Origin of the sequence: Streptococcus oralis, from assembly GCF_001588645.1 — a bacterium.
GTDB lineage: Bacteria > Bacillota > Bacilli > Lactobacillales > Streptococcaceae > Streptococcus > Streptococcus oralis_AB.
Map to the genome: position 1 here is coordinate 404,275 of NZ_LAYF01000003.1, position 12,713 is coordinate 416,987.

Here is a 12,713-nt window from a genome sequence, read left to right on the forward strand (position 1 = left end):
CTTGCTTAAGCTTGTCTGCGTTTTTTAGACAAAACAACAAATCCAGCCAAACCAAGACCAATCATCAAGATGAAAGGAAGGTTGTCAATCAAAAGACCAGTAGGGGTAACGTCTGGTAAGCTATTTGTGATAGTGTTATCGTTTGGTTTTTCACCAATAAGGATACTATCTTGAGTGAAATTTGTAGAAACTGTACCAGCTTGATTTTTTGATGCTCCGTTCTCCTTATATGCAGCTGAAGCTGTGTAACCTTGAGATCCAGTTTCAACCAATTTATAACGAGTACCAGCAGGAATTGTGTCAAACACCAAAGATTGATCGTGACGTAGTGTTATAGTCGTTTCTTGACCATAGACAAATGTTTTTGAGGTTTCACCGATTTTACCAGTGATTGATTGTGAAGTTTCTGTAGATGCTTTTGTGAAAGTAAGCTTGAAAGTAAAATCTTTTGATTTATCTGCAGTAGCACCTGATACAACTTTTTTAATTACTAAAGATTTAGCATTTGGGTCAACTTTTGAAACATTTGGTTTATTAGGGTTTGGTTCATTTGGATCTGTAATTTTACCAGCATTTTTACGATAGATGTTAGTGAAAAGATCATATTTGTAAGTAGTTCCACTTTCAGATGGTTTTACTTTACCATTCACACTTGGGGATACTTGTTTAAAATACACAGAAGAAATATATGTTCCTCCTGTAGTTTTGTTCTTAACAATAACGTGCATTTCATAGTTGCGATTATCATATGTCATAAAATCAATAGGTGAACCATTTTTTTGAATAACTTTCCAACCAACATTTTGTTTTTCAGCAACAGTATAGACATATTCACCAGCATGTGTATAGTTCACTTCTCTAAAAATATCGCCGGTTTCTTTCTTTATGCTAGTTTGTCCAGTTGCTAAAACGTCTGTTCCAGAATATGATACATTTTTATCTGTAATTTGACCATTAGAAGAATCAATCGTTTCATAAGGTGCACCATTTGATGATGTACCAGTTTTAGGGGTGAAAGTAAAAGTAAAGGTTGCTTCAGGTGTTGTAATTCCTTCCGCAATATTCAACACCTTATTAATAGAAACTTTTGCGCTTGTTTCACCAGTTGCTTTGGCAGTTGCCACATCATTATCATCCGCAAATGTTGGCACTCCTCTAAAGACCGACAAGGCGGTTACAGCTGCAATGCTTGCAGTAACTAATTTTTTCAAAAATGTTTTTTTCATGATTATTCCTTTTATTTTTAAATTTCTTTTTTCATAAATTATCATCAAAAGCCCCGTCGCCTTAAGACTGTTACCACCTTGCCATGGGTATCCTGTATAGGAATGGTTCCAAAAGCACGACTATCTACAGCCGTTGTTCGATTGTCCCCGAGGACAAAGAGTTGTCCTGCTGGGACTTTCATTGGGAAGGTAGCCCCTTCCTTATAGAGCAGCGTTTCTTTGTAGATATCCTGCTCTTGTTGAGGAGAACCGTTGATGATGAGACCATTTTCGTTTATATCGATCGTACTTCCTTCGGTTGCTATGACACGCGCCACTCTTTCCTTGCCCTTATAACTATAGACGAGCAGGTCACCAATCGAATAACGTTTATCCAACCTATAGTAGACAACCAAGTCGCCATCTTTTAAGGCTGGCTTCATGCCATCGTCATTGTATCTCAATAGTCCAAAGACAAAAAAGTAAAGGGTGGCCAGTACAAAACCAACCATCAGAAGCTTACTGACTAAGTAGAGGATATCTCCCCATACACTCGGCGGAGACTTATCCCGATTGACTTGTGTTACTGTTTTCTTATGTTTCTTTTTAAGTAGCATTATTTTCTCCTATGTACCACTAGATATCCGAGTAGGAGTGTAAAGAAGATACCTCCTAGAGGAAGGATTATTCCTAACACGAGTGTACTGCTGAGGAAGTCAACTCCGGTTTCAGGTACACTATTCTTATTATTCGTGACTGTCGCGGACTTATCCCCATCCAGTTTGCCTTCTTGATTCTCATAAGATACCTGATATCCACGAGAAGAGTTTGATTCCTCTTCAATAGTGTAGTGACTATTGAGTGGAAGTCCATCAATTTTTATGGTTTGATCTTTGTTTAGATCTATAGACGCTCGACCGTTCGTAAATTGCAAAGGAATTCTTTTATTATTCACCGTTGCATTATAGGTTCCATTCAATGGACTGTTCTGAGCATCCCTGATGTTAATGGTAATCTTGAAGGATTTTAATAGATTGGCAAATACACCTGTAACTTTTTTTGTGACTGATAAACTTGGAAGCTTGTGATTTGTGACAATGGTGGTCTCGTCTTTATTCAGATCGCCCTCTTGATTCTCATATGTAACGTGGTAACCATTCGTTGATGCCGCTTCTTCTTCAACCTTGTAATGGGTTCCTCGAGGAAGATAGCTTAGAATACCTTTCCAACGTTTTCGTTTTTCGACACGGATCTCCGCTTCTCCATTCACAACAGTTATCTCGCCAAAAGTTCCATTCAATGGCGTAGAATTAGGAGAGGTTAGTTTTACCTTAATCCTAAACTCTTTGTTCAAGTTACTTTCAGCTTCCAACACTTTCTTAATCGTCAGACTTGGCAATTGTTTATAGATTACCTTGAAGGATGGTTTAGTTTCTGTACCAACATTTTTTATTTCTTTGGTAAAGGCGGGGACGTCTGGTGCAATTAAATCGTATTGATATCCTTTGGCAACTTTTTCAAAGTTCCTCGTTTCATTAGATACGTTTTTACTAACATTCACATTGGTCTTTCGATAGTCTTGATTATCAGGACCTCCGTTCTTGTTCTTTTGAACCAGTTTCAGTTCAACATTACTCGGTTGATCAGCTGTAATGACAGTTCTCGCACCCGTCACACCTTGCCATTCAACTTCCACTGGTACCGTTAATGGATCTGAAGGCTTAAAGGTTGGGTTGTCAGAGTATTCTTTGGTCTTGGTTTGAGAGGTGCCTATTCCATAGGAATAGGTGACACTGGCACCTTTATTGGAGTAGAGTTTATTGACATCAGAACCTTCAGCATCACCAGCCTCTAGTTTTTTATCACCAGCAATGGCATCTAAGGCATCTTGACTTGATGTAACAGTAAATTTGAGGGCGTACTTCACACCATCATCAAGAATGTAGTTGGGATTAAATTTTGCTGTTACTTCGACCAGACCATTTTCATTCTTCCTTGTTTCCAGCGTAACCTTATCTGATCCCAAGGTTTCCTCTTTATCGTTTTCGATTTTTACAACTCGAATATTTGAACTGTTATCGGGAAGAAGTTGAACATATTTGGACAAAACATCCTTGATGGTCACATGGTGAACACCTAGAGGAAGGATTTTCTTGGTGATTTCCTTAAATTGTTCTCTCAATTCCCTTTCATTGTTAGCGGAGAATATTTCGTTTGGAATGGAAGAATTATAACTACCAATGTACTCTTTTAGTTTAGAAATACTATCTGTACTATTAGAGTAGCGGAATTTGATAGAATAAAATCCATCAATCTTGGGAGCAAGATAACCAGAAACTGTTTCAGTAAACGTGTTTAGATTGGTTTGATACCACGATGGAGCTATTTCTGTTACACCATCATTATTGCTCCAATTGTAGATCGTATAGCCTCTAGTATCGTAGTACATGTTCGCAAAACCATCTGACAAAAGAATGACAACCTTTTTTGCACTTGATCTGGCTGACTGAAGTAATTCTGTTGCTGACTGAAGTCCTGCTCCAATATTTGTACCTGTACCTATTCCTCCTTCGTAACCAATCGAATCACCACTATTATCAACAGACATTCTAGAAACCATTCTTTTGGCTCCTTGAACATCATTGCTCCAGTTTAATACTGTCTTAGCATCATCATGAGAGGAAATACCAGAAAAGTACCCCGCCCAAGCTGGCCATTGATAATAACTATTGTAACGTTGGTTATCTATTTTCCCAGCAAATCCAACAATTGATAAACGGTTGTTAGAGTTTGAAAGGATTGTATCTATCAAACCACGACGACCGTTTTCGCCTTGGAGTGTATTTTTCAGAGCTTGAAGCCGACTAATCAAAGCCCCACTAGAGGAGTTGACATCCTGATAAGTCATACTTCCAGATAAGTCTGCTACAAGTACGACATCTAAAGGATCTGACTGTATCTCAGCACCAAGTGCAGACGTGATATCCAATGACAACTCATACTTGTCATCCTGTCCTGATATCGGAGTAATTGTCTTGTGAAGAGTTGTCTGAGGTTCTGTAGTAGAATCTGCATTTAACAGACTTATCGGAGCACACAAAAAGAGAATAGCTAACAGTATAACTAAACGGCGCGCAATAATTTGAACTTTCTTAAAATCGAAGCGAATGTTCATTTTATTCTCCTTAACTAGAATGTACTAACATTGTTATTATGTCAACCTAGTACGTTTACAAAATAATTGTACAATAAAGTTCACGCAGTGTCAATTAATATGATTAATTTTATATTATGTTAATTAATAAAAGAGTATGATTCTTCTTTGTCTTTCAAACTATTCTATGGTAAAATGAAAAAAGAAATAAAAAATCTCATAAAATATCAATGCATATATTTTATTCTAAAATGCCCAAGATTTCATTTGAAAGTCTATTGAATTTGAATTATTATATTTTTTCAAAATTCATGAAATTTTCAGAATAAGGTTTTTTCCGAAGTTTGCATTCTATTTTATGATTGTTAAAGGAGTTTTTATGACTTATCCGAACCTTTTAGATCGTTTCTTGACCTACGTTAAGGTCAACACGCGTTCTGATGAACACTCTACTACTACTCCAAGTACGCAAAGCCAGGTAGATTTTGCGACCAATGTCCTGATTCCTGAAATGAAACGTGTCGGTCTGCAAAATGTTTACTACCTTCCAAATGGTTTTGCTATTGGTACCTTACCAGCTAATGATCCTAGCTTGACACGCAAGATTGGCTTCATCTCCCACATGGATACTGCTGACTTTAACGCTGAGGGAGTTAATCCGCAAGTCATCGAAAATTACGGTGGTGGAGCTATCGACTTAGGAGATTCTGGTTTTAAACTCGATCCTGCTGATTTCAAGAGCCTTGAGAAATATCTAGGCCAAACGCTTATCACAACTGATGGCACGACCTTGCTGGGTGCTGATGACAAGTCTGGGATTGCTGAGATTATGACAGCTATTGAATATCTGACTGCTCACCCTGAAATCAAACACTGTGAGATTCGCGTTGGTTTTGGGCCAGATGAAGAAATCGGTATTGGTGCTAACAAGTTTGATGCAGAAGACTTTGATGTTGACTTTGCCTACACTGTTGATGGTGGACCACTAGGGGAACTGCAGTACGAGACTTTCTCAGCAGCTGCTGCTGAACTTCATTTCCAAGGGCGCAATGTTCATCCTGGTACTGCCAAAGGACAGATGGTCAATGCTCTTCAGTTAGCGATTGATTTTCATAATCAACTTCCTGAGAATGACCGACCTGAGTTGACAGATGGTTACCAAGGTTTCTATCATCTCATGGATATTTCAGGTAGTGTTGAGGAGGCGCGTGCAAGCTATATCATTCGCGACTTTGAAAAAGATGCCTTTGAAGCTCGTAAGGAAGGCATGCAGGACATCGCTGATAAGATGAATCAAGAGCTTGGGAATGATCGCGTTAGCTTGACTCTGACAGACCAGTACTACAATATGAAGGAAGTCATTGAGAAAGACATGACACCCGTCACCATTGCTAAAGCTGTTATGGAAGATTTAGGTATCACGCCAATTATCGAACCAATTCGTGGTGGAACAGATGGGTCTAAGATTTCCTTTATGGGAATTCCAACTCCAAATATCTTTGCTGGTGGTGAAAACATGCATGGACGTTTTGAATACGTCAGCCTTCAAACTATGGAGCGTGCGGTGGATACCATCATTGGCATTGTATCTTATAAAGACTAAAAAAGACGAGGTAGCTCAGCTACTTCGCCTTTCTTTTTATTCATTTGGTTGAGCACTTGTCTCAGACTCACTTTGCGCTTGCTTTTCTGTTGGTTTAGAAGCAGCTGTTTCACTGTCTTTCTCAGACTTAGATTGGCTATCAGTTTTACTTGCTTTTGAACGGAGTTCCTGGTTCAAGCTAATGATTTCTTTAGCTAGAGTGAGGAGACCTTCTTTATCACTGCTTTTGGCTGCAAGTTGATCAAATAGGGCATCAACACGTTCAAAGTCAGCATCGGATCCTTTGTTATCCTCTAAGTACTTGTGAAGAGAGAGCAAGACATTATAGAGTTTTTGGTAGATGATCACCGTTTGTGGATCTTGTTCCGCTTCTTTTTTCTCTCGTTGGATAGTCGCTGCAATACGATTCAAGAGATCCTCAAGTTGTGTTTTAGCTTCGTCAAGGTCTGCATTTTCCTTTTCAGTAGCCGCTTTGATATTAGCTGCTTCTTCAGCTAGGGATTGTTTGACACCATCTTCTTTGACACGTGCTAGGAGTTGGGCAGCTTTAGTTAGGAGAGCATCCACTTCTTCCTTCTTAACATGGCTAACCCGCTCTTCTGGCATAAAATCACCGTAGAGCTCTTTTAGGAATTCATAGATGGCTGTCTTAGCAGTTTGACTATCTACTTTTTCCGTATCTAGAATAGTCTTACCAGCTTTTGTAGATACGGGTTCTTCTTTGAGAGTTTCTTCTACTTCTAGCTTAGTTTGGTAAATAGTTGGGAATAACTTGTTCAAGTCGGTTGCTTTGAGGAAAGATTGTGACTGGTAAAGTTCCCAAGTCAACTTGGCAACACGGTTCCGAAGTTCTTCTCTCAAACGACCATCAGACACATGTTCATAGAAATACTTGATGTACTCTACTGTTGTAACCCCTGTCCGATCTCGGAAATCTTGCAAGGCCTGAAGTTTTGCTTCAATGGCAGCCAACTCTGTCTCATCTTGTGCTAGTTTTGCTTCCTGCAAATGTATCAAAAGATCTTTCTTAGGCAAGCCATAAGTATCTGTATCCAATGTATTGATCTTATCTACTAGAGCTTGGTACTTCTTATCTAAAGGTGAAGTTTCAACCGGTGCTACACTTTGATCCACATGGATATACTGTTTATCAAAGAGATCCAAGGCTGCTAGGTATCCAGCAGTTGAGTTTGTTGCCAATTTTTTCATATTTTCGGTGAACTGCCCCAAAGCAAGTTCAACCCGTCTCTGCATGATTGGCTGGTCTTTGTAGAGACTTCTGCTATCTGCTAAAAGTTGATCCACCTTAGATAGAACTGTTTGTTCATCAAATGCTCCAGGTTGATAGGTCGATTGTAGGGCCGGAATCTTATTTTTCAAAGCTACTTCATAGCCCTTGGTTTGAACCTTGATGTAGTGATTGTGGTCTCCGTGAGGAATCACAAAACTACCATTTTCTACTTGCAAACTATAAGGAGACACCCCATCACGTAGTGCAGTCGTATACAGTTCATTTAGGAAATCCAGTTCTGGATTCCCAGTTTGGAGAGGAATACGAACATGTTCTTTTCGAACAGCATAGGGATGGATATGGGTTGGATCATAGGCTTGATCCGGATTTCCAAAGACAAAGAATCCATTTGAAATGCGAATCGCTTCGAGCGGTACTCCGTAGGTCTGTGAGATATACTTGATTTTTTCTTCATCGCTAGCATCTCTTGAGAAACTTTCCACAGTCTTGGCAAGTGGTTGAACGTGCTGAGACTGATGATTTTCTTTCAAGTGATCTTGTGCAGCTTTGATTTGGGCTGCAGTCAAGTCTTTCTTAAAGAAATAATGAGCGTGATCTCCATGAGAAACTACAAAGCCTTGCTCATCCTCACTAATGACGCGGTCTGTTGCAAAACCATGATCATGTTCTTCACCGTGATGGTGGTCATGCTCCTCTCCATCGTGGTCATGGTCTTCATGGTTGGTATCCAGACTTCCATGGTTACCGTCTTGGTCATGATGATGATCTTGTTGAGCTGGATGTTCTGCTGGTTTACTTGGGTTTTCCAAAGGTGTTGGCTTCCCACTGTCGCTAGATAGAGGAATCATACGCGCAATCTTTTCTTCCAAGGCAGAAAGCTTTGTATATGGGATGAAATGATAGTGATTTCCGTGTGGAATCGCCACGCCACTCGGTGTTCTACTTGAAATCTTAGCAGGGTCAAAAATCAAGCCATCTGATTCAGCATAACGTTGACTACTTGGAAGAGCATAGAGCTGTTGTAATAGACTCTGAAGACTCTCAGCTTGATTACTTGGTGTTTCAGCCTGTTGACTTGGGTTGGTAGTTTGACTAGTTGCGTTTGGAGTCGGACGATAGTTAGTCACACTCGGCTGATTTCTAGTTCCAGAGAGGTAGGCTTGGGCAGCAGCCAATTCGCTAGCAGACAAGGAGCTCTTTGGAATATAGTGGTAATGTCCACCGTGAGGTACGATATAAGCATCACCAGTATCCTCTATAATATCAGATGGATTAAAGATGTAGCCATCATCTGTAGTATAACGACCTTGAGATTGAGCAAGCGCCACTGCACTGTTAGAAGTTGGTGCATCATGAGTATGACCTTGTTTTTGGCGCTCAATTTCCTCCTTCGTACGAATATTATCAGCATGAGCCGCATCTTTAAGGTAGACATAATACTTACCATCAACCTTGATAATGTAGCCACCTTTGATTTCGTTGACAATATCAGCGTCTTTCAGTTGATAATTGGCATCTTTCATCAACAGTTCTTCGCTGAAAATCGCGTCAAAAGGAACTTTACCATTGTAATAATGGAAGTGATCACCATGCGAAGTCACATAACCTTGATCGGTGATTTTCACGACAATTTGTTCAGCCTGAATATCTTCTTTTTTGTTAACTTGATCTGGTGTCTGGGTCTCTGTTTTTTGAGAATCTTGCTTCCCGTCGACATAAGACACACGGTTATTATCTTTGTTTCCTTCTACCTGGTGTTGGTTCAATGCATAGATGCAAAGGCTTAGGGAAAGGACAAGAGCCGATCCTGCTGCAAGGTATTTCTTCTTCATTTTTATCATCTCCTCATTTTAATTCTTCTGCAAGAACATTCATGTTTTCTTCTAGATTTTCTAAGTAAGTTTTGTCATTTTCAGGATCTGCTTCTAAAGGATTGAGTGTCTTTAGGCTAACTCCTGTTGATTTGACCAAGGTCTCAGCGACTTTAGAAGAAGCATTGCTCTCAGTAAAGATGGTTTTAACCTTATAGGTCTTAACGAATTCCTGAATTTCTGTTAGTTGTCTCGGACTTGGCTCTTGTTCAGGGGAAATTCCTGCTATACCAAGTTGTTTCAAACCAAAACGTTTAGCGAGATAAGAAAAGGCTGTGTGTTGTGTAACAAAGGTCTTTTGACTCGCTTTTTCAAAAATAGGCTGGTACTTCTTAGTCAATTCTTGGGCTTTAGAAATAAAGTTTTTAGCATTCTTTTGATACGTTTCCTTATTAGCACTATCAAGTTCCGAAAGTTTGTCAGCGATAATCTGAGCTTCTTCACCTGCTTTTTCTGGATCTAACCAAGTGTGAGGGTCGTAGAGTGTTTTTTCATCGATGCCGTCACCAGCTTCAACATCTTCCAAACCTGGTACACGCTCCAACGTCATTCCTTCAGAAGCTTCTAAAACCTTAACTTTTGAGTTTTTCAAGTTTGGATCCAAACTTCCCGCCCAAGATTCGAGCGTATGAGAGTGGTAGACAAAGACATCCGCGTCATAGATAGCAGCAATGTCATTTGCTGACGGTTCAAAGGAGTGAATCCCACTACTTGACTGAATCATCCGTACATCATTCAAGTCCCCTGATACCTCTTTGACCATGGCATAGATAGGGTAAAAACTTGTTACAATCTTCATCCCTTTTGCTTCTTGTTTTTCTTTTTGGCTACATGCTCCTAAGACAAGAACCAGCAGACTTGCCACTAATAATAGAAATGTTCTTTTTTTCATCATTACTCCTTAACTAGTATTTAACCATTTAATTAACTAGTAAATAGTTTATCTTTATTTACACTATATGTCAAGATATTTTACATATTTTCATGAAAAAAATGAGAATTAGAACTTACATTCTATTCTCATTTTCGATTTTAACTTTTCTAGTTCTCCTATCCTGTTTTTAGGATCTAGAAAATGCTTCTACCTTTACTTGCTCTCCTTTAATAAAGCCAACAACTTTTCAGCATCAGCCATAATGGTATTGTTATCCTGAGCACCAAATAGCAGGTTATTTTTTAAGCCAGTGAGAGTTTCTTTGGCATTGGACTTGATAATGGGGTCTTGGATTTTTCCAAGTAGCTCTTCAGCCTCTCTCAACTTCGCTTCAACCTTTTCAGTTTCAACCTGAGGATCTTCTGATTCCTCTGGCGATTCGTCTTCTGGCTCCTCAGTTGGTTTTGGAGACTCTGGTTTCTCTTCGCGAGGTTTTTCTTCGCGAGGTTTTTCTTCGCGAGGTTTTTCTGTACGAGGTTTCTCTACTGATGGTTTTTCCGTATGATTGTTATCAGCTTGACCATTTTGGTTTCTTTGAACATGGTCACTTGCATTTCCCCAACCACTATCTGAATGCGGACGTTCGTTTGGATGTTCGACATAGTACTTCACAGTCGCAAAGAGATCCTCTAAAGTATACCCCTTAGGAGCCTCATAAAGACCTTCGTCAAACCACTCAAATTTGATGTTATGGTAATGGTCATAATGAGGAATAATCAAGCTTCCGTTTTTGACTTCCACAGTATGTTGAAGATTGTAAGGCATACGATCAAGCGGCACCTTCTTAGCTGCTTTCACGCGGTTGTAGATAGCTTCTGCTCCCTTAGCCTCAGTATTTCCTGAATTCTGATGGTCTGTCGAAGGAGGCGTTAAACCTTTCTCTTTAGCATAAGCCTGGGCTGCCGCTCTTTCAGCTTCAGACAAACTATCTTTCTTAATCCAATGACTGTGGGTCATATGAGGAGTTACATAGGCATCCCCCTCATCACTTGTGATATCACGAAGATCAAAGATATAACCGTCTTCTGTTGTATACTTACCTGCCAACTTGGCTACTTGAATCTCATCATCTGTATAAGCTATTTGCGCATTTGGTTTTCCTAGACGTTCTGGATGACGAATCGGTGCTAGAAAGGCTAGGATATCATCAACTAACTTGACTTTATCACTTGAAGCATCATTGAGTCGTTCCAAGAGTTTATCCAAAGCCTCAAAATCAGCTTGGCGTCCTTTATTATCAAGTAAGTCTTGATGAACTCTTGCTAGTAAATCATAAGCCTTATTGTAAAATCCTCGATTACTTGATGGGAGATTGGTTTTCTTAGCTCCTAGCTTATGAGCTAAACTTTCTTGCTTGGCTAGTTTTCTATCAATGGCTGCAGCAGTTTCAACTGAAAGTTCCTTGGCAGGAGTATAACGTGAGATTCCATTCTCCTCAAATACATAGCCATCAGCTACTTTTCGAATTGCCTGTTTAACCAATTTTTCATCAATTGGATTGTTTGGAGCTGGTTGAGGATTTGGTGCAGGCTGCGGACTTGGACTAGGTTCCGGAGTCGGTTGTGGACTTGGTTGTTCTGGTCTTGAATCTGCTACCCAATGGTTTGAACGATAGCGAAGCGGGATGATGCGAGCAATTCGTTCTTCCAATTCAGACATTTGTTCATAAGGAATAAAGTGGTAATGGTTACCATGAGGGACAGCTACACCTCTGGCGGTTCGACTTGTAATTTGTGCTGGGTCAAAAATAAGGCCATCAGATTCTACGTGTCGTTGGCTCAAAGGCAGTTTGTAGAGCTGTTTCAAAAGACTATCAATGTCATCACTTTGACTTCCTTGACTGTCAGTATTGCTGTTGTTGCTTGTGTTAGTATTGGTAGTTCCTGGATTGCTTACAGAAGGCACCCAGTTTGTTCTTGGAGTGTTATCGCTATTTTGTCGGCGATAGGTTCTTGAATTTGACAGATTTCCCCGACCAGATAGGAAGGCTTCTGCAGCAGCTAACTCGCTAGCTGATAACTCATTCTTAGGAATGTAATGGTAATGATCGCCATGAGGAACGATATAAGCATCACCAGTATCCTCTATGATATCAGAAGCATTAAAGATATAACCATCATCTGTAGTATAGCGTCCTTGCGAACGTGCCAAGGCTACAGCACCATCGTTTCTTGAGTTCCCACCTTCACGATGTTGACTATGCTCTTGTTTTTGTCGATTGATTTCCGCTTTCGTACGAACATTATCCGCATGGGCAGCATCCTTAAGGTAGACATAGTATTTTCCATCTACCTTGATAACATAACCACCCTTAACCTCATTGACAATATCCTCATCTTTTAGCTTATAGTTTGGATCCTTCATGAGTAATTCTTCACTAAAAATCGCATCATAAGGAACCTTCCCATTGTAATAATGATAGTGGTCGCCATGTGAAGTGACATAGCCTTGGTCTGTTATCTTGATGACGATTTGCTCCGCATTGATTCCTTCACGCTTGCTAACCTCATCAGGGGTCAAATTCTCCGTTTTTTGCGTCGCTTGTTTTCCATCTATATAGGAAACACGATTATTTTCTTTTACAGTTTGAGCTTGATGCAAACCTAGTTCATAAGCACAGACACTTAAAACAAGTGTAGCTACTGACCCAGCTAGATATTTTTTATTGATTCTCATTCTTTCCTCTTTTCTTAA

General features: G+C 39.7%; 7 protein-coding genes. 1 reads left to right on the forward strand and 6 read right to left on the reverse strand.

The window, feature by feature from the left end; genetic code table 11:
* Nucleotides 1–5 precede the first annotated feature (5 nt).
* The 3 genes from A0739_RS03560 to pitA are packed head-to-tail and all read right to left on the reverse strand — an operon-like array spanning nt 6 to nt 4,380.
* Nucleotides 6–1,271 (reverse strand): DUF7601 domain-containing protein, encoded by a 1,266-nt coding sequence (locus A0739_RS03560; RefSeq protein ID WP_049478738.1) that lies wholly within the window; start codon nt 1,269–1,271, stop codon nt 6–8.
* Nucleotides 1,271–1,822 carry a PI-2 pilus system signal peptidase SipA gene (gene sipA / locus A0739_RS03565; RefSeq protein WP_000924790.1) on the reverse strand — a complete coding sequence of 184 codons (552 nt, stop codon included), beginning with the start codon at nt 1,820–1,822 and terminating at the stop codon, nt 1,271–1,273. The genes A0739_RS03560 and sipA overlap by 1 nt, the downstream gene beginning before the upstream one ends.
* Complete coding sequence (gene pitA, locus A0739_RS03570; RefSeq protein ID WP_061587090.1) at nt 1,822–4,380, reverse strand: PI-2 pilus tip adhesin PitA; 2,559 nt, start codon at nt 4,378–4,380, stop codon at nt 1,822–1,824. The genes sipA and pitA overlap by 1 nt, the downstream gene beginning before the upstream one ends.
* 358 nt (nt 4,381–4,738) lie before the next feature.
* On the opposite strand from pitA, the gene pepT reads away from it, so the two are divergent.
* Entirely contained in the window at nt 4,739–5,962 is a 1,224-nt protein-coding gene (pepT, locus tag A0739_RS03575; RefSeq protein ID WP_061587091.1) for a peptidase T, read from the forward strand.
* Between the two features lie 36 nt (nt 5,963–5,998).
* Here pepT and A0739_RS03580 read toward each other — a convergent pair whose 3' ends face one another.
* From A0739_RS03580 to A0739_RS03590, 3 genes are all read right to left on the reverse strand, one after another.
* Nucleotides 5,999–9,046: a pneumococcal-type histidine triad protein gene (locus A0739_RS03580; RefSeq protein ID WP_061587092.1), complete on the reverse strand. Its 3,048-nt coding sequence runs from the start codon at nt 9,044–9,046 to the stop codon at nt 5,999–6,001.
* Between the two features lie 13 nt (nt 9,047–9,059).
* Nucleotides 9,060–9,977 (reverse strand): metal ABC transporter substrate-binding protein, encoded by a 918-nt coding sequence (locus A0739_RS03585; protein ID WP_061587093.1) that lies wholly within the window; start codon nt 9,975–9,977, stop codon nt 9,060–9,062.
* Between the two features lie 195 nt (nt 9,978–10,172).
* A complete protein-coding gene (locus tag A0739_RS03590) occupies nt 10,173–12,695 on the reverse strand; it encodes a pneumococcal-type histidine triad protein (protein ID WP_061587094.1) in 2,523 nt (840 codons plus the stop codon).
* Nucleotides 12,696–12,713: the final 18 nt, after the last annotated feature.